Genomic DNA, 18,426 nt, shown 5'->3' on the forward strand with positions numbered 1-18,426 from the left:
CTTGAATTATACTACTCAAATGGACGCTGCCCGTCAAGGAATTGTCACCGGGGAAATGGAAGAGGTGGCTCGCAAGGAGTTAATGGATGTATCAGTTTTGCGGGAACTGATCGCGGAGGGTAAGGTGGTTATACCCGCCAATAAAAATCATACTTCCCTAAAAGCTTGCGGGATTGGGCAGGGCTTAAAAACAAAAATTAACGTTAATCTAGGTGTCTCCAAAGACTGCTGCAGTATTGAGTCTGAGATGGAAAAGGTTCGGCGTGCCATTGAACTGCAGGCGGATGCCATTATGGATCTTAGCTGTTACGGAAAAACCGAAGAATTTAGGCGCAGACTGGTGGAAATATCACCGGCGGCTGTTGGCACCGTGCCTGTCTATGATGCTGTCGGTTTTTACGATAAGGAATTGAAAGAAATAACAGCCGGGGAGTTTCTGGGAGTGGCTGAGAAACATGCCCAGGACGGGGTTGACTTTATGACCGTACACGCAGGGATTAATCGGGAGACTGCCGGCCGGTTCAAGAAAAACCCGCGTTTGACCAATATTGTTTCCAGAGGTGGGGCATTGCTTTATGCCTGGATGGAACTTAATGATCGAGAAAACCCTTTCTTTGAGTATTATGACGAACTTCTGGATATTTTCAGAAAGTATGATGTCACTATCAGCCTGGGTGATGCCTGCCGGCCGGGCAGTATTAAAGATGCTACTGATGCCAGCCAGATTCAGGAATTGATTATTCTTGGTGAATTGACTAAGCGGGCCTGGGAGAAAGATGTTCAGGTGATGATAGAAGGACCCGGTCATATGGCTTTAAACGAAATTGTCCCGAACATGCTTTTGGAGAAGAAGTTATGCCACGGTGCTCCTTTTTACGTCCTGGGACCGCTGGTTACCGATGTAGCTCCCGGTTACGACCATATCACCAGTGCCATCGGCGGGGCCATCGCTGCTGCCAATGGGGCGGATTTCCTCTGTTATGTAACTCCGGCGGAGCACCTGCGGCTGCCCACCCTGGAAGATATGAAAGAGGGTATCATCGCCTCCCGTATTGCTGCCCACGCGGCCGACATAGCCAAGGGAGTTCCCTGTGCCAGGCAGTGGGATGATAATATGAGCGAAGCCAGGCGCAATTTGGACTGGCAGAGAATGTTTGAGTTGGCCCTGGATCCGGAGAAGGCCAGGAACTACAGGTCACAATCCCAGCCTGAGAACGAGGACACCTGCACCATGTGCGGCAAAATGTGTGCTGTACGTAATATGAATAAGGTGTTGGACGGGTCGGAGCCTATTTAGTGTAAGAGTAATGTGCTGTATATGATATTTAAAGTAAAGGGTGGTACCGGTGTTGCCGGTACCACCCTTTTTTGTAAACATTAAATTTGACAATTGCAGGCAGGAAATAACTCATCTTTCGACCCCAGCAAAATATGCTTCTTAATATGCATTAGAAATATTTATCATTAAAATAATAAAAAATAATTGAATAATTAGAAAATCTATGTTAACATAGATTTAATATTTTTTAACATTAGGTTAATATAAAATTAACATAAGGGGGAGGTTGTGTGTGGAATCAGTTTATGTTAGGCATATTGGGTGGAATGGGACTTATACTATTTGGTATGCAAATTTTAAGCGAAAGTTTGCAAACAATAGCCGGATTGAAATTAAAAATAATACTGAGCAATCTAACAAGAAATAGATTTGTAGGTATGTTTTTAGGGATTATTATTACAATATTATTTCAAAGCAGTACGGCAACTTCAGTTATTTTAGTGGGATTAACCAGCGCTTCAATTATTACTTTGGGACAGACATTAAGTGTACTTCTGGGAGCTGGTATTGGAACAACCGTCACTGCCCAATTAATTGCTTTTAAGCTGACTGAAGTTGCTCTTCCGTTGGTTGGTGTTGGTGCGATGATTATTTTCTTTACGAAAAGATTAAAGTATCGACAGTACGGTTTGGCTATTTTGGGTTTTGGGCTGCTGTTTCTTGGATTAAAAATAATGTCTGATTGTATGTATCCTTTACGAAGTGATCCCTACCTTAAAAATATACTTGTGTTTTTAGCCAGTAAACCATTATTATCAATGATCATAGCGGCAGTATTTGCTTTCCTTGTACATAGCAGTGCAGCAATTATTGGAATTATTATGTTATTGGCAGTGCAAGGTCTTGTTTCTATTGAACATGCAATTTATTTTTTATTTGGTGCCAATGTTGGTACCTGTTTCACGGCGATATTGCATAGTATCGGATCTTCTCGGGAATCACAACGAGTAGCTATTGCTCAAATTATGTTTAAATTAATTGGTGTATTTGTACTTCTTCCATTTGTCCATCCTTTTGCTGTCTTTATAGCTAAAACAACTGTAAACTCTGGGCATCAAGTTGCTAATGCACATACAATTTATAATATTTTTGATGTTATAATCTGCCTTCCGTTTTTGAAACAGTTTCAAATTTTTTTAAACAAAATTATCCCTGAAGTGAAAGAAATAAAAAATGCGTTTCGTCCCCAATACATTAAAGAGGAATTAATAAAATCACCTGTTATTGGTATTGGCTTGGCCACCAGAGAGATAATTCACATATCTGATCAGGTGTTTGATATGATCATTGATATTTTAAAGGTTTTTAAAAAGAATGAACCCGATCTTTTAGAAGAAATGCTTAAAAAGGAAAAATATGTAGATATATTGGCAAAGGAAACGAGCCAATACTTAGCAAAAATATTACGCCAACCACTTACTAAAAATGATTTTAATCGCTCTATGAGTTTAATGAATATTGTAAATGACTTCGAACATATCGGTGATATTATTGAGAAGTATATTACTGATCTTTGCAAAAACAAATTTCAAACAAATTTTGATTTTTCCGAAAAAGGTTGGCAGGAGTTAATAGAAATGCATGAAAGAATTTGTGAGCTTACACGCCTTGCTTGTATTGCACTTGCTACAAATAATTTAACCCTAGCCCGTGATGTGGTTGACATCCAACCTGAATTAATTAAGTTGGAAAAACATTTTCGTCAATGTCATATTGAACGTTTGCGTGAGGGGTTTCAGTGTTCTATAGAAACAAGTTCGATTCATTTAGATTTAATTAACGCTCTTTTAAGAATTAGTGAGCATATTAAGAATATTGCCAATGTTATGATAACAGATTCTTTCGAGGTAGATGTTGATTTTGCTAAAATCAACAGTAGTTTAAAACAAGATTATGAGCAGATTGGCACCAGTTTAAGTTGATTTTGCTAATGATAATTGCTATTTATGAGATTATTCGTAAATAGCATTATTTTTTAACCATTTCCAGATCATTTATTCTATATCTATTAATATACCTTCATGCATAATAATATCAAGCAATTCCTCATCTATTCCAGGTTTACTGGGAACCAACAGTATATGATCTGATTTAATATTCACTTTGATCCATTCGTTGTTTTTTAAATTAAGTTGTTGATTAACTTCCAACGGTAACATAATTTGACCATATTCATCAATTGTAATATTATCTATTATGGTAGACATATTTGCTAACTCCTTTCTATAAATAAAAAATTTATTAAGAAGGTGTGAGCACTTCTTAAATATTAAAAGCTTTTATACCGCCTTTATTATAACATACTCTATCAGTTATATAATATGGTTTTTCAAAGCTTTTATGCGTTGGTTGAGAAGATAGAAATTCTCTTGCCAGCGTCTTTTGTTCTAAAATATAGCTATTCGAATTATCATGCAGAAAATAATGGAATTTCTTAATTTTAGTTTGGCACTTTAATTAGGACAGTAAGTAACTGCTTCAGCAAAAAGGCAATGAAAGAACCAATTGCTTCTGACTGGATGGATGATGTCATTAGATTGCTTATTAGAGGGCTGGAAAACACATAGAGGATATTAATATGATTACGTTAAAAAGTGAAATTTCCCTTCAAAGGAGGAGAAACTGATGTTGAATATAGGTTGTCATTTATCTGTGTCAAAAGGCTATAAGCATTTGGGATTGCAAGCCTTAAGCATAGGGGCAAATACCTTTCAATTTTTTACTCGTAACCCAAGGGGAAGCAAAGCTAAACAAATCGATGTAAATGATGTGGCTGCACTGCTTGATTTAATGCAGGAGCATCAATTTGCCGCACTTTTGGGCCATGCGCCTTACACAATGAACCCTTGTTCGAATGATCCGTACCTGAGGGAATTTGCCAGAGCAGTAATGGTGGAGGATCTGGCTAAAATGGAATACTTACCGAACAATCTATATAACTTTCATCCCGGCAGCCATGTGGGGCAAGGAGTAGAAGCAGGAATAGGTTTTATTGCAGAGCTATTAAATCAGGTAATGTGGTCAGAGCAGACCACAACGGTATTATTAGAGACAATGTCAGGAAAAGGCAGCGAAGTAGGAAGCAGCTTTGATGAACTCAGTCAGATATTGAAAAAGGTGAATTTGGTTGAAAAGATGGGAGTATGCTTGGATACCTGTCATGTTTATTCTGCAGGCTATGACATTGTAAACAATTTGGATGGGGTATTGGAGCAATTTGATAAGTCTATTGGGATAAAAAACCTGAAAGCCATTCATTTGAATGATAGTATGACCTCTTTCAACAGTAAAAAGGATCGACATGCTCTCATCGGGGCGGGAACAATTGGAGCAGAGGCTATTGCCGATATCATCAACCACCCCCAGTTGCGAAATCTACCCTTTTATTTGGAAACTCCCAATGATGTACCTGGCTATGCTCAAGAGATTAAACTGTTAAGAGAAGTTTATGGCAAATGAGTACATCTGCTCCGTGGGCAATGTTCTCCTGCTTTTCCGCCGCATCAGCTAAAACTCTTACGGCAGCCAGCCCGGCAGATTCTATTGTTCTGCCGGCTATACCCACAGAGAGGCATCATAAACTATATCCCCGTCTCGGTCCATTCCGGTTCCAAGCGGTAATAATATTTTGCTTAAACAACATCCGAATATTATATAATACAAAAATTTTAAAATTCAAATAGGTATTTGCTGATATAGGTAGAATAACTAATTATTTAGTATAATCGTGATGGAGGCTTATCTGTGCTGGCAAAACTCAGGCAAATAATTATAACCCATAAAACAAAAAGAATTGAAACTTCTTACATGGAAGATATGGTGAGAAAAAAGAGTGTCTTTATCGAAAATGGGGGATATGAGGCGCTGGCGGATTGTATTGAAGATCTTTGCGCCGAGGGACTGCTCACGCCGGTAAAAGCGTCCGGCACTAACGGGCGTAGACCGCTGTTGTACAACCGCTATCATATCCGTGAGGAGAAAAAGGAGACTGACAGACACCGATTGATTGCTTACCATCCCAGGATATGCACGGATTATTACAGCAATCACCCGCTTGGCCATGACGAAGATATAGAATACTTGGATATGCTGGATGCTTTTTTGAAAGATGCAGGTATGTACGATACCTTAAATCTTCCTTTTTCCGTCAACGAAAGATCCTATCAGATTTTCCGGGATGAAAAATTTCTAACGAGTGCGAGGGGGCAGGAGTTTTGCCGTAGGATCGGACTACAGTGGGGTGATCTGGGCTGTTATCCCACCTTTGAACCTTTTTTCTATGTTATTTATGAAACCGTATCCCCATTAAACTGCCTGGTAGTAGAGAACAAAGACAGCTTTTTTACACTGAAAAAAATATTTAACCGGGGAGGAAACTGGCAGAAAAGTGCACTTGACCTGTCTGACAGGCAAGCCAGAGTCATTGATGGTGTAAAATTAGATATGCTTATTTACGGCGAAGGCAAAAAGATATTGCACAGCCTTAAGTTTATGGAGGAGATTCCTGATTGCAGGGATACGGGTATTACACTTTATTATTTCGGTGACCTTGATTATGAGGGCATTTCAATTTATAGCGGCTTGGCGGAAGCTTATCCTGAATATAAGATAATTCCTTTTGTGTTTCTTTACCGCGGTTTATTGAAGATATCTCCCCGGCCCATGGTTAAAAAACAGCGGCTCAATGACCTGCATTTAGAAAACTTTTTAAAGTATTTTTCTGCTGAGGAAACAGAAGTTATATTGTCTGTTTTAAGCCAATCTATGTATATACCGCAGGAAGCTTTAGCCTATCCTTTTTATCTGGAGGAGTGTGACAGGGGTGCATGAATGCCTGCGTGATTTTTCAGCAAGAGTAAAGTCATTGTCAGTATTTGAGCCAATCTGGCAATTAAAAGGCTTGCGCAAATACCAGGAATATGATCTTGTTTCACTTGGTTTGGCGGTACTTTTGTATATTCTCGACAGTATGCTGATGGGACGCAGTGAGTGTGACCATGAAGGGATAAGCAAATTTCTGTTGGAAGTGATGCGCTGTCATTACAATAAAGAATTGAGCAGTGAAGAAGCGGAGCAACTTACCTATACTGTTTTGGATCAACTGCGCAATAACGGCAAACCGTTTGAACATCCCTTTAAAGATTTGGAAACGGGCGGCTCTGAAAAACTGCGCTTTCATCTGATAGAGATAGCCGGCTACCAAATAGGAGGAAAGATTAAATTTAAGCTTTCCCAGGAGGGTCTGGATTTATTGTTTAAGACAAGGGAGATTTACCAGGAACTGCGCGTAACGATTGCACAGATTTACCTGCGCCAGCAGATTGAAAGGCGGGTTTTTGACGGAGCTTTACAAGCTGTAGATGACCTGTATTTGCAGGTGAAAAAGGTATACAGTTCCTTGCAGGATATGCGGCGGGCAATATTGAGGGATGTCCACGCCGTTTCCATAGATCGGTATAAACAACTGGTCGGTCGGGTACAGCGGCAGTTTCAGGATGAAAAAAAGGTTTTTTCTGAATTAAAAGAACTGGTACGCTCTACTGAGCAGGACATTCGCTCGCGCTACCTGCGGGAAAAAGATAGGTTGGCTTTAACCCAATTACTGGAAGTGGCTCGGCGGCTGGATATTGTTGTAAACGAGCATACCAGGCTGTTCAGTGAAAAGCTTGACTTAAGCATGGTGCTGGAAGAGACTATGGAGTCGCATATTGCCCATGCCTTTCGTACCAAGATCAGTTTTGACAGGGAACTGGTGGATGGGGTGATCAGTAATAATGCTTCTCTGGAAACCATGCGCCACTTAATTCACCCTCTTTTAAAGCCAAAACCCCCTAAGTATTTCGACATGCAAAAGGTTTTTGAGCCCAATTTGATTACCAGAACGGTTGAGGAGCAGGAAGAAGAAGTTGTCTCCGACTATGATCCGGAGGAGGTCATGGAACAACTTAAGCGGGAAAAAGCATTAAAAGAATTGCGGGATAAGAGAACTCGATATTATATAGAAATTTGTCTGTCACCTCTGGAAAAAAGCACCTCTTACACCTTGCTGGATGTGCTGCAATCTATGGAACCTGCTGCTTGTGATGACCTGATCAATCGGGTTGACTTTTATCCTTTTCTGGTACAATTGCACCAGACGGGCACTTTGCCTATGGAAGTAACCGAAGAGATGGAATCAAAAACCTTTGATTCAACTGAAGGTACCAACCTGCTTTTTTTGCTGCTGCAATATTTAAAAGAGAACGAGTACCTGGCAGATAAGGGTGTTTTGGAGGTATGCGGTTCTGAGGATGTTTTGACTTTGGCTAACGGCTGCCAGGTGACGAATTTTGTTTTTCGGGCGTTAAGCGATGTTTTGTAATTTGCCGAGAGATTAAGGTGATTGTCCTATTGAGGTGGTGCAAATGTATAAAGCTGAGAATGTAAAGGATGCCTGCGCTATTTTTATGACACTTGTCAGCCGGGGAGTAGTTGACGAAAAGTCCTCCCGGTTATTGCAGGCATATAAAAATGTTCCCGAGGTAAGGGAGATTATATCCGGAGTTTTTGAACCTGCAGCAGAAGTCAAGGTATTGAATGCGGTGGACAAGCTGTATATCTCACCGGGCATTGATAACCGTGTGTTTGGCTACACCAATACAGAGTTGAGGGATTTGCTGGGCTTAAAGACAAATGCCGAGCTTTATACCGCATATTTTATAATACTCTGTCTGATGGCTATGTTTTACGACAGCGAGGATTTGAACGTGGTTACCCGCCAGTTCGTGCCGGTAATAGAATTGGAATCATTTGTTACTGACAAAACAGAAAAGATCGGGCAGTTGGAGGAAATAGCTGTTATAGAGGAAGAATTGGAGTTCGGTTTTTCACATGCTGTTTATCTGTGGCGTGATTTGCCTGATTATGATGATAAATTAAAGAGCCTGGCAAGAAGTAAGAACAATAAGGTGAGCTTTATTCTGAAAGTCTGCAATTTTTTGCAGGCGCAGGATTTGGTTATCGTACATCAGGACAGGGAGATTTACCTGCGTGACAGACTGGATTGCATGGTGCGCCGCTACTACTCGGATACCTCGAGAAAAGAGCAATTGTTACAGTTTCTGCTGTCCGGCGGGCAGGCGGCAAGGAGGGATCAGGTTGCCGCAAATTGAGCGGATTAGACTAACTAATGTCAAGTATGATAACGGTAAAAAAGAATTTGTCAATGATATGTTTTTGCCTGCAGGCAGTAACTGTGCTTTTATTTTGGAAAATGGGGGCGGCAAGTCTCTTATGGTGCAACTGCTTCTACAAGTAGTGCTGCCTAATGAAAGTATCGGTGTGAGGCCGGCTTCCGATCTGGTCAGCGGCAGCGATCGCTTTACCGGACATATCCTGGTGGAATGGCGCCTGGATGACCCGGAATCACGCTACCTTTTGACCGGTTTTTGTTTTACCAGGGGCTACGAGGATGAAAGGCTTTTTAAATATTTTATGTATACGATTCAGTATGATCAGATTCCTAATGAGCTTGATATAGAGAACCTGCCGCTGCTGGAAAATCGCAAGGTCCGTTCCTACCAGGAATTGTTGGTTATGTTGCGCCGCCTGTCCGGTGAGGGAGGCCGCCGCCTGGATGTTTTTCAACAGGATAAGGGGGAAAAGCACAAGTATGTCAAGCATCTGGAAACATTTAATATTTACGAGCGGGAATGGCGGGGCATCAAGACCACTAACGGTGATGAAGGCGGTATGGAAGGTTTTTTTGAAAAGAGCAAAAAAACCGAACAGCTTATGGAAAGATTGATTATACCGGGTGTGGATCAGGTGATTTTTAACCGGGCCGGGGAAGAAAAAGAGTTAGCCCGTGCTTTTACCAGACATAAGGACAATCTTTTGAGCATCCCTAAGCTGGAAAAAAACATCAAAGATTTTTCTACTATCCGGGGTGAGGGAGAAAAGGTGTTGGCCGCCATCAAGGCTTACAGTGACTGCATATTGGAGCGCAGTGGGCAAAAAGAAAAAGTAGCGCGATTGTACTGCAGTGTGAACAATAGGAAAGAGGAAATCAATGCCTTAAACGCAGGACTGTCAGCGGATCTGGAAAAGCAAGGTAAATGGCTCCATGAATTGGAATATAAGCTGGACAGCCTGCCATATATCAGAGTGAAACTGGAACTACAGGATTTGGAAAAGAAATTTATTGCTCTGACCGAAAGTATTACACTGGTTGAAAAAGAGGCAAGGCAGTCTGCCTATGAGGTAAACCTGGCTAAGGGTAAAAACCTCTGGCTTAAAATTGCTGCGGAGCAGGCAAAGATAAAAGCGGCTCAGGTTGAGGCGGAAAATCTGACGCGCAGCAACCGGGAACTCATGGAGCAGTTATTAACCTGCCGCTATACCTGGAAAACCAGGCTTAAAGAAAGGATTAACCGGCAGATGCCGGGTGTAAAAGCTCTGAGGGAGGAATTGTTAGCCCTGAAGTCGGAAACGAAAGAGAAGGAGGTAAAACAGAAACGGCTGGAAGAAAGTATCGAAAAGAGCGGAAAACAATCAGGCATGGTGGAAGGCTGGCTGAAATTTTATTCAGAAAAAGAAAAGACGCTTTTGGCCGGGGGATATGAGGAAGCCTGGGTAAAAGATCCTGCTTACGGAAAAAAGGCAGTGTCGGAAATTATACAGGAAATCGAGCGGGCAAAGGATGAAATTGAAGACAGTATAAAAAAGATTGTTGAAGAATTGCCGCCGGTTGAGAAAGAAATTGAAGAACTGAAATTCCGGCAGGCGTCTGCTGCCAATCGCATGGAACGCATTAACGAAAATCGAGCTGTTTTTAATTCGCAATATGAACATATCCAGGACAGTTTGACGCGGTTTTCGCTGGATGTGGGGGATATATTTGCTAACCGTGCTGACATTGAGACCAGGTTGGCTCAAAAAGTAATTGAGGGGCAGCAAGCTATGCTGCGGGTCGGGGCAAAAAAGAGCAATATTCAGGAGAAGGCCGAACTGAGCGGCTTGGAATATTATGTGCCCAATCGGGAATTGCTGCTGGTGCAGGAGAAGTTGGAAGAATGGGGTGTTTTCTCCGAGACAGGCAGCAAGTGGCTTGATCTGGCCGGAATAAGCGGCCGACAGCGGGAGAATTATCTGAAAAACAACCCTTTGCTGCCATATTCTTTGATCGTTGCCCGCAAGGATCTGGCTAATTTGAGCAAATTGGCGGAAAAGTGGCAGAAGCTGGCTTTAAATAACCCTGTGCCGCTGGTGGTGAAGAGTGAGGCAGCGTTGTCCGGCGGTGAGGTGAAAGACAGTGCTCTGCTGCCACTGATGGATAACTATGTTTACCTGCCCTGGCATGGCGGTTACCGTTATGCTCTTTCCCGCCAGGCATTGGAAGAATTGAGGCTCTCCCTTGGCGAGCAGATGGAGGACGCGGAACAGGAAATAAGCAGGCTGCGTCAAAATAGTGACTTATTGGCGGAATTAGAGTTTAAAGTACGGGAATTTTATCTGAGCTATCCGCAAGACCCAACCCCGGTTTTCGAAAGTGAGAGCAATGCTGTTGTTGCTGAGATGCAAAAAACAGCTTCACGCCTGGTGTATCAGGAAAAGCGGCGTATTCAGAAGCTTGAAGTCAAAACAGTGCTGGAGGAAGATAGGGAAAAGAAGGGAGAACTCTTGACTCAAGCGAAAAATCACTATAAAGAACTGGAAAACCTCTATTGCCAGCACGAAGAGAAAGTGAGTTATTTAAGGCAAATGGAGGAACTGGCCGGACAAATTCAGTCCTTGCACACAGAATTGGCGGATTGCCGGAATAGGCTGAACGGTCTGCAAACTAGAATAACCGAGTTGACATTGCGGTTGGATAACGAGAGCAGAATACTGGATGAAATGGAGCGGGAGTGTGAAGGCCTGGAAGTTTTGGAACATGACGGGTGGCGGCAGTCTCATATGATAACTGATAAACTTCTTAATATGGACGGTGACAACAGGCGGGACAGTGCGCTGCCTCAGGTCGTGGCTGCCGTTCTGCCGGAATTGAGACAGGCTTTGCCTTTGAGCTATGAAGAAGCTAAAGCACAGGCGACCGGTTTGGAAAAAACTTTGGCTGGAGAAGTAAAAGGGCTCAAGTCGCTGGAAGATGATATTAAGAGCTGTCAGGAGCATATTAGAGAATACGAAAAAATAATTCAAAATACTTACGGACTGCTTTTGCAAGAGGTCAGCCATGCCGATAGCTATATTTCAAATGAAGTGATCGGATTATTGGAAAACAGGCGGGAGTCATGTAAGGATATGCATCGTAGGATGCAAAAAGAGCAGGCAGGCATGAATGAGCAGCGGGCCGGAGCTGTTTCAAAAATGGAAATATATTGTGAGGAAGTGGCGGAAAAGTACGGACAGGAGCCATATACTCTGTTTTCTCATCCCGACAATGAGGAAGCGGTTTTGCGGCGGGATAAATTGCAGGTGCGGAATGAATTGCAGCTCCTGGGGGATTTGCTTGAAAAAAATAATAATGAGTTATCCTTGTTGAAAGACGCGAGAATCAGGTTGGATGAAAACATGAAGAGCAACAGCATAATGCCGATTGATGATGGGCTGCCCCCGGAGGTTTGGCAGCAGGCCATGCAAAATGTCACGGATTTTGTTTCCCGGCAAACCCGCTTGTTAAATAAGCTCAAAGATGAAGAGCAGAGCAAGAGCCGGGTGGTAGAGAAACAGTTCGAGATTTTTAAAAAGGTTTTGGAGGCCCGACACAACGGCATCGTGAACAGTTTTGTTAAATCTTTGTTAGAGCAGGACAGGCATAAATATGATTTTGCGCTGGTAGAACCTGTTTTCAGTAAGTGTTTTGCCACTATCCTTAAGTATGAGGAGAGTTATAAACACAAGCTGAAGGAAATTGAGGAGGATAAAAAGGAACTGATCAGTCGCTGCATACAGCAGGCTTCCAGGGTGGCCGATGAAATAAATTCTATCAAGAAGTTTTCCAAGTTTACTTTAAACGATCGGAATTTGCAGGCTATTGACATTAAGCTGAGATCTTGGGAGCAACAGGCTGCGCCGGTGGTGACGGACAATTATATTAATCAGTGTATCATGATACTAAACGATATGAAAGATGAAGGTGCGGAGGAGCAAAAACTACAGGAATTTATTGAGCACAAAATGTCCTCCAAGGAATTGCTGAATGTTCTATCACCTCTTTCCGAGGCTATAGTCAGAGTTTTAAAACCGGAAAAGGATCATGCCTCCTCTCGCTATGATCGTTGGGAAGGTGTTTTTAAATGGTCGGGTGGTGAGCGTTACGCAGGCTTTTGTGCTATGTATATTGCTCTGATCTCTTACCTGCGCAGCAAGGCCAGTGCTATGTACAACCCGGCCAAAGTTTTGGTGGCGGATAATCCTTTCGGTGCCGCCTCTTCTCCCCATATCCTGGATATGGTTTTCCAATTGGCTGCGGCCAACCGGGTGCAGATGATTTGTCTTACCGCTCTGACTGATCAGAATATTTTTAAGTATTTTGATGTAGTCTACAGTTTGAAGCTGCGCAGTCTTGGGGGCAAAGAGTTTATTTCTGTCAACCGGATGGATACGGGGTACTATCGCAGTGGAGTGAATGAAGACTAACCTGGTTAGTCTTCATTTTTCTTCTGCGTGAATTAAACCGTTCAGTATACAAAAAGCATTAAATGAATTGTAAACTGTATTTAATACCGGTTTTGAACCTAAATAGCCGCGCCTCTCAATGAAACATTGTTACTTTTCCAAATGATATGGCACAACAGTTGTGACGGGCCGCAAGGATATTGCGGAAGATATTTCTCAGTAGGCATTTAAAGGGATCGCGCAAAGTAGTTGAACGAGCCATAAGTTGGGAAGAAAGCGGAATGACCTGCTTGCTGAACGACTGCAGCGGACTTTCCAAAGAAGAGCTGGTAAAAATCCCTCAATCAATGGGGTAAGGTTATCTTGACCTGTATAATCCGACCTCCCAGGATAAATATTAAGCGGGGAGGTGTTACTTTGATTTATTTTGACAGCGCGGCGACATCCTGGCCAAAACCGGATGCGGTATGGCAGGCAATGGAGTATTGCCTGAAGCAGGTGGGGGCTAATCCCGGCAGATCGGGCTACCGGATGGCCTTAGAGGCCAACAGCATAGTAAATGAGACAAGACAGCTTTTGGCCGGTTTATTTAACATAGATAAATGGGAACAAGTGACATTTGGTCTAAATGCGACAGAGGCATTAAACCTGGCCATAAAAGGCTTGCTGCGCCCCGGTGAGCACGTAATAACAAGCTCTATGGAGCACAACTCGGTGAGCAGGCCTCTTTATTACTTAGCCGGACAGGGTGTGGAAGTAAGCAAAGTGCCGTGTGACAGTGAGACCGGGATTATCTCTGTTGAGGCTATCAGCTCTGCCGTCAAGTCAAATACCAGGGCAATTGTACTGACTCATGCCTCTAATGTAACCGGCACCCTGATGCCGGTAAAAGAGGTAGGGGAGTTAGCACGCGATAAAGGCTTAATTTTTATTGTAGATGCTGCGCAAACCGCCGGTGTATTTGATATTGACGTGCAGGAAATGGGTATAGATTTGCTGGCTTTTCCGGGACACAAAAGCCTGCTGGGACCTACCGGTACGGGAGGCTTATATGTTAAAGAAGGCATAAAGCTAACGCCGCTCAAACACGGTGGTACCGGCAAGCTCTCAGAAGTTCCGGAACAGCCCGAGGTTATGCCGGACAGGTATGAAAGCGGTACTGTCAACAGCTTTGGCATTGCCGGGCTGGGAGCGGCGCTTAAATATATTCAGCGGGAAGGCATGCAAAAGATTCGCGAGCATGAATTAAATCTAACCGGGCAGTTTCTGCAGGGAGCCTGTAATCTGAAGAGCCTCAGAATTTACGGTTTAAAAGATACAGCAGGCAGAGCCCCGGTAGTTTCATTTAATTTTGAGGGGTACGACACTCAGGAGGCGGCAGACATATTGCATAAAACCTTTAATATTGCCTGCCGGGTAGGTGCTCACTGTGCGCCGGATGCTCATAAAACACTGGGTACGCTGGAAAAGAAATTAATTCGCTTCAGCTTTTCTCACTTTAACACAGCTGCTGAGGTTTCTTATGCTTTAAATTGCCTGGAGGATATTATTGCCGGAAAAGCAAAAAAAACCTGAACCGGATAACTCATGATCTTTTTACGATAAAATATTCATAATCAGCGATGATATTCATTTTGATTAAGAAAAATATATGTCGATAATAATACATATCTTTTGCAGGAAACAATTCTGTCGAAGTAGAAAGAATAAGAAAGAAATTTTTGAGGGGGTACGTTATGGCACTGATAAATCTGGTTCCGGCGCTGGAAAAAGCAAAAACTATTTTCAGCCAAAAAGATGCTGAGGCTATGGCACTTAAGGCCGGAGTAACTTATAATACTGAAAAAAAGGAATTTGCGGTTCCTTTTTTGGGACAAGACTACAGGGTGGTTTATCCGGATGGTGAAGTATATTACAGCGATTCAAATAGCGAGGTTATAATAGAGGTAAAAATTTTAATACTTCATTATCTTTATGGGGCAAGCGGGGTAGATCTGCAAAACAAGTTGATTTCTTTTAAAGAACTGCCGGACGGTTTTATTTATATTGAACCTTTTACTAATAGAGCTATCCGTCCTCTGGTCGGCATTTTTGGCAATATTCCGGATAAAATGCTGTCTGCGGGGGAGAAATTAGGTGGAGAAAGGCTGACTATGGGAGATGCCAGTATAACTATACCGGTATTTCCCCGCGTACCGGTAACCTTTATTCTTTGGCTGGCTGATGAGGAGTTTCCTGCTAACGGTAATGTTTTATTTGATGCTTCGGCACCCCGTTATCTGGATACTGAAGATTATGCCTTACTGCCTTCACTGGTAATAGGAGCTATGAAGAAACTCGCCTTTAATTAACGAGAAAACTGAAGGGATTGGTAATAATTTGTCGGATTTGGCCGAAAAAACATTAGAATCAAAAGTTGTATACCAGGGCAAGGTATTAAGCTTGCGCTTAGACGAGGTAGCTTTGCCTAACGGCAGCACTTCAAAAAGAGAAGTGGTTGAACATGCGGGTGCCGTTACTGTTATTGCCATTACCAATGATCAAAAAGTGCTGCTGGTAAGACAATTTCGTTATTCAGTGGGAGAAGTTATGTTGGAACTGCCGGCCGGCGGTTTAAAACGGGGGGAAGAACCTTTAATCTGTGCTAAGAGAGAATTAAAAGAGGAGACAGGTTGGGAAGCGGAGGAATGGCGGGAATTGCCTTCTTTCTTTACGACACCTGGTTTCACTAATGAAAAGATGTATTTGTTCCTGGCTCGCAACTTGACTTATACTGGCCAGGATTTAGATGAAGATGAGTTTATTCAGGTAATTTCGGTTCCCTTGCAGAATACGCTTGATATGGTCCGGCGGGGAGAGATACGAGATGCTAAGTCGATTGTAGGGATTCTTTTAGCTGAATCATACAAGTAGAAGCCAGGCCAAGCCTGGCTTCTACTTGTATTCCGGGAAATTATGCTTATGGTGGAACTGTGGATAAGACAAGGTTAACAATGCATAATTTTCACCGAGCACGAATGCCTGTGGCTGCTTGAAAGTCGTTTAAGGCTGCTTTCCCCTATAGGGCAGCTTAACTGATTACTGTGCCTGCATATGACTGCTGAGAAAATTTAAAATAATGATTTCACCGTTTTTAATAAAGGCAATTTCCGGGTTGGCCGGGATCCGGTCAGAAAGAATCTTAAAGGAATGTTCAGCTATGCTCAAATGACTGGGAGATAAAAATGTAGCTATCACCTTGACGTTTCGATTTCTCGGGTATCCGGCATGTATGTTTCCCAGACAGCTGCCTAAAATAACAATGTTTCCTTCCGCGATAACTTCTGCGCCTCGATTGACATTGCCAAGGATAACCACATGGCCAGGGTAGCTTATTTTTTGCCCGGATCTCAAATTTTTTTGCACAAAAAGCGTTGGTTCTCCCGGGGGGTTTACCGGTTCTGCTTTACTGTGTTTGGCTAATTTAGCTGAACTTATGATTTTTTCCACCGGCAAATCATAGATATTCTCTAAATTTAAACTGGGGATAAGTCCAAAATTTTGGCATATATCTTCTAATTCGGATCTTTGCTGCTCAGTTATCGTGAGAGATTTCTTGGACTGGTCCAGGATAAATTTTGCTCCTTTAAAAAAACCTTTGGCAGAGTCCAATTTCTCTGTAAGTTTTAGCTTTATATTATCATATTCACAAAACGGATCTATTATTATTAATAAACCGTTTTTGGTGCCTTTAATAGTGATCGGGTCTTTGGTCATTTGAAAAAAGGCCCCCTTCCCACAATTTTCATATATTTATATTTATTTTCGATTTTAACTGACTTAATTCCTGCCTGATTGTAAAAAAAACTTTAGTATTGGCATATAATAAATTCATAAACTGGGTAAGATAACTTGAAATAATTAAAATTGGAATATTAGCGGCAGGAAGGTGTTGTAATATGTTTGATCGACCTTTAAAAATACTGCTTGTATCCTCAGAAGTGGCACCTTTTGCCAAGACTGGGGGACTGGCCGATGTGGCAGGTTCACTGCCCAAAGCCTTATCACTGGTCGGAACTGATCACAATATTAATGATGTAAGATTGGTTATGCCGCATTATAAGCAAATTGAAGGTTCTGATTATCTTATGGATTTTCCGGTTAAATTCGGTGATCGTGTAGAAACCGCGATCATTAGGACTTCCTCTATAGAGGCTCACTATAAAAGACAGGATAAGGCTATTCCCGTATATATGATCGATAATCACCACTACTTTTACCGTGACGGTATGTATATGTTTGATGATGATCCCATTCGTTTTACATTTTTCTGCAGGTCACTGCTGGAGATGCTGCCCAAGCTTAATTGGCAGCCTGATATAATTCATTGCAATGACTGGCAGTCCGGACCGATACCGTTTTTCCTGAAAACAAAATACCGGCATGATCCTTTTTATAATAAAACGGCTACGGTTTTTACTATTCATAATCTAAGATATCAGGGGAATTATTCGAAAGAACTTTTAAGATACTTTGGAGTCGGGGACGAGTATTTCACACCTGATTTGCTGGAGTTTTACGGTAACCTCAGTTTTTTAAAAACCGGTGTTTTATATGCTGACCTGGTCAGTACGGTAAGTAAAACCTATGCCAGAGAAATCCAACGCCCGGAGCTGGGTGAGCATATGGATGGACTTCTGCGCAAGCGCAGCAATGACTTGTACGGGATTTTAAATGGTATAAACATTCATGAATTTGATCCTAAAACTGATCCCCGGATATACAGGAATTATGATGCGGAAAGCTTGGATAAAAAACGAGAAAACAAGTTTTTATTACAGAAAGAAATGGGACTGCCTGTAAAGGACTTGCCGGTGTTAGGCCTAATTTCCAGGTTGGTTGATCAGAAGGGCCTGGATTTGTTTATACCGGTTATTGACGATTTGATGAAAGAGGATGTTCAGCTTATAATGTTGGGACTGGGTGATCCTTACTATCATGACCTTTTTGAAAGAATTCAAGAAAAGTATCCTCAAAAAGTTGCTGTCCATATTGCCTTTAATCCTGTTTTGGCCCAGCGCATATATGCCGGTTCGGATATGTTTTTAATGCCTTCACATTATGAACCGTGCGGGCTGGGACAGTTGATAAGTTTTCGCTATGGTACAATTCCGATTGTACGTGCTACGGGAGGTTTGGCCGATACTGTAAAAGACTATCATGCTTCGCCTGGAACAGGAAATGGTTTTGTTTTTCTGGAATATGAGGGCAATGCTTTTCGGCAGGCCGTCAGAAGGGCCTTAAAGGTCTATCGTGAAGAACCGCATAACTGGCGCAAGCTGGTCAAGAACTCTATGGAACTTGATTTTTCTTGGGCCCGCTCGGCAGTCGAGTATATTCAGCTGTACCAGACCGCCCTTGCAAAACGTAATATAGCAGTAAAAACGGCATAAAATCATAAGCCTGTGCTCAAAAGAGCGCAGGCTTTTAAATTTAAGCTAAAAAACTTT

The 18,426-nt window shown here is 42.2% G+C and carries 14 protein-coding genes; 11 read left to right on the forward strand and 3 right to left on the reverse strand.

Annotated features, from left to right (window positions below; all coding sequences use genetic code 11):
* The first annotated feature begins 1 nt into the window (after window position 1).
* Together thiC and DTOX_RS08245 are read left to right on the forward strand one after the other, a co-directional pair.
* Window positions 2-1,297: a phosphomethylpyrimidine synthase ThiC gene (gene thiC / locus DTOX_RS08240; protein WP_015757252.1), complete on the forward strand. Its 1,296-nt coding sequence runs from the start codon at window positions 2-4 to the stop codon at window positions 1,295-1,297.
* Window positions 1,298-1,569: 272 nt separating this feature from the next.
* The gene (locus DTOX_RS08245) at window positions 1,570-3,261 is read left to right on the forward strand and encodes a Na/Pi cotransporter family protein (protein WP_015757253.1); all 1,692 of its coding nucleotides are present in this window, start codon (window positions 1,570-1,572) and stop codon (window positions 3,259-3,261) included.
* A 72-nt stretch (window positions 3,262-3,333) separates the two neighbouring features.
* On the opposite strand, the gene DTOX_RS08250 is transcribed toward DTOX_RS08245, so the two are convergent.
* Window positions 3,334-3,546: a hypothetical protein gene (locus DTOX_RS08250; protein WP_015757254.1), complete on the reverse strand. Its 213-nt coding sequence runs from the start codon at window positions 3,544-3,546 to the stop codon at window positions 3,334-3,336.
* 418 nt (window positions 3,547-3,964) lie between these two features.
* Between DTOX_RS08250 and DTOX_RS08255 the strand changes: the two genes are divergently transcribed.
* Window positions 3,965-4,798 carry a deoxyribonuclease IV gene (locus tag DTOX_RS08255; RefSeq protein WP_015757255.1) on the forward strand — a complete coding sequence of 278 codons (834 nt, stop codon included), beginning with the start codon at window positions 3,965-3,967 and terminating at the stop codon, window positions 4,796-4,798.
* Here the strand turns inward: DTOX_RS08255 and DTOX_RS22905 are convergent.
* Entirely contained in the window at window positions 4,767-4,904 is a 138-nt protein-coding gene (locus tag DTOX_RS22905) for a hypothetical protein (protein ID WP_157862879.1), read from the reverse strand. The genes DTOX_RS08255 and DTOX_RS22905 overlap by 32 nt on opposite strands.
* 179 nt (window positions 4,905-5,083) lie before the next feature.
* Here DTOX_RS22905 and DTOX_RS08260 point away from each other — a divergent pair, with 179 nt between their 5' ends.
* The 7 genes from DTOX_RS08260 to DTOX_RS08290 all read left to right on the forward strand — a co-directional run bounded on the left by DTOX_RS08260 (window position 5,084) and on the right by DTOX_RS08290 (window position 15,850).
* Window positions 5,084-6,169, forward strand: coding sequence for a hypothetical protein (locus DTOX_RS08260; RefSeq protein ID WP_015757256.1), 1,086 nt, complete (start codon window positions 5,084-5,086; stop codon window positions 6,167-6,169).
* Window positions 6,162-7,700, forward strand: coding sequence for a hypothetical protein (locus tag DTOX_RS08265; protein ID WP_015757257.1), 1,539 nt, complete (start codon window positions 6,162-6,164; stop codon window positions 7,698-7,700). The genes DTOX_RS08260 and DTOX_RS08265 overlap by 8 nt, the downstream gene beginning before the upstream one ends.
* Before the next feature lie 43 nt (window positions 7,701-7,743).
* Window positions 7,744-8,490 carry a DUF6063 family protein gene (locus tag DTOX_RS08270; RefSeq protein WP_015757258.1) on the forward strand — a complete coding sequence of 249 codons (747 nt, stop codon included), beginning with the start codon at window positions 7,744-7,746 and terminating at the stop codon, window positions 8,488-8,490.
* Entirely contained in the window at window positions 8,477-12,958 is a 4,482-nt protein-coding gene (locus DTOX_RS08275; RefSeq protein ID WP_015757259.1) for a hypothetical protein, read from the forward strand. Before DTOX_RS08270 ends, DTOX_RS08275 begins: the two co-directional genes overlap by 14 nt.
* A gap of 396 nt (window positions 12,959-13,354) precedes the next feature.
* Window positions 13,355-14,512: an aminotransferase class V-fold PLP-dependent enzyme gene (locus DTOX_RS08280; RefSeq protein WP_015757260.1), complete on the forward strand. Its 1,158-nt coding sequence runs from the start codon at window positions 13,355-13,357 to the stop codon at window positions 14,510-14,512.
* Window positions 14,513-14,673: 161 nt separating this feature from the next.
* Window positions 14,674-15,288, forward strand: a complete 615-nt coding sequence (locus tag DTOX_RS08285) for a DUF3786 domain-containing protein (RefSeq protein WP_015757261.1) — start codon at window positions 14,674-14,676, stop codon at window positions 15,286-15,288.
* A gap of 28 nt (window positions 15,289-15,316) precedes the next feature.
* Window positions 15,317-15,850, forward strand: coding sequence for an NUDIX domain-containing protein (locus tag DTOX_RS08290; protein WP_015757262.1), 534 nt, complete (start codon window positions 15,317-15,319; stop codon window positions 15,848-15,850).
* Window positions 15,851-16,015: 165 nt separating this feature from the next.
* Here the strand turns inward: DTOX_RS08290 and minC are convergent, their stop codons facing one another.
* Window positions 16,016-16,693: a septum site-determining protein MinC gene (gene minC, locus DTOX_RS08295; RefSeq protein WP_015757263.1), complete on the reverse strand. Its 678-nt coding sequence runs from the start codon at window positions 16,691-16,693 to the stop codon at window positions 16,016-16,018.
* Window positions 16,694-16,875: 182 nt separating this feature from the next.
* Here minC and DTOX_RS08300 point away from each other — a divergent pair, with 182 nt between their 5' ends.
* A complete protein-coding gene (locus tag DTOX_RS08300) occupies window positions 16,876-18,369 on the forward strand; it encodes a glycogen synthase (RefSeq protein WP_015757264.1) in 1,494 nt (497 codons plus the stop codon).
* The last annotated feature ends 57 nt before the right edge of the window (window positions 18,370-18,426 follow it).

The sequence above is a fragment of the Desulfofarcimen acetoxidans DSM 771 genome, from assembly GCF_000024205.1.
Lineage (GTDB): Bacteria > Bacillota > Desulfotomaculia > Desulfotomaculales > Desulfofarciminaceae > Desulfofarcimen > Desulfofarcimen acetoxidans.

Coding starts and splice junctions, on each gene's coding strand:
- DTOX_RS08250 (WP_015757254.1), bottom strand. CDS start 3,546: ATGTCTACCATAATAGATAATATTACAATTGATGAATATGGTCAAATT.
- DTOX_RS08255 (WP_015757255.1), top strand. CDS start 3,965: ATGTTGAATATAGGTTGTCATTTATCTGTGTCAAAAGGCTATAAGCAT.
- DTOX_RS08270 (WP_015757258.1), top strand. CDS start 7,744: ATGTATAAAGCTGAGAATGTAAAGGATGCCTGCGCTATTTTTATGACA.
- DTOX_RS08285 (WP_015757261.1), top strand. CDS start 14,674: ATGGCACTGATAAATCTGGTTCCGGCGCTGGAAAAAGCAAAAACTATT.
- minC (WP_015757263.1), bottom strand. CDS start 16,693: ATGACCAAAGACCCGATCACTATTAAAGGCACCAAAAACGGTTTATTA.
- DTOX_RS08300 (WP_015757264.1), top strand. CDS start 16,876: ATGTTTGATCGACCTTTAAAAATACTGCTTGTATCCTCAGAAGTGGCA.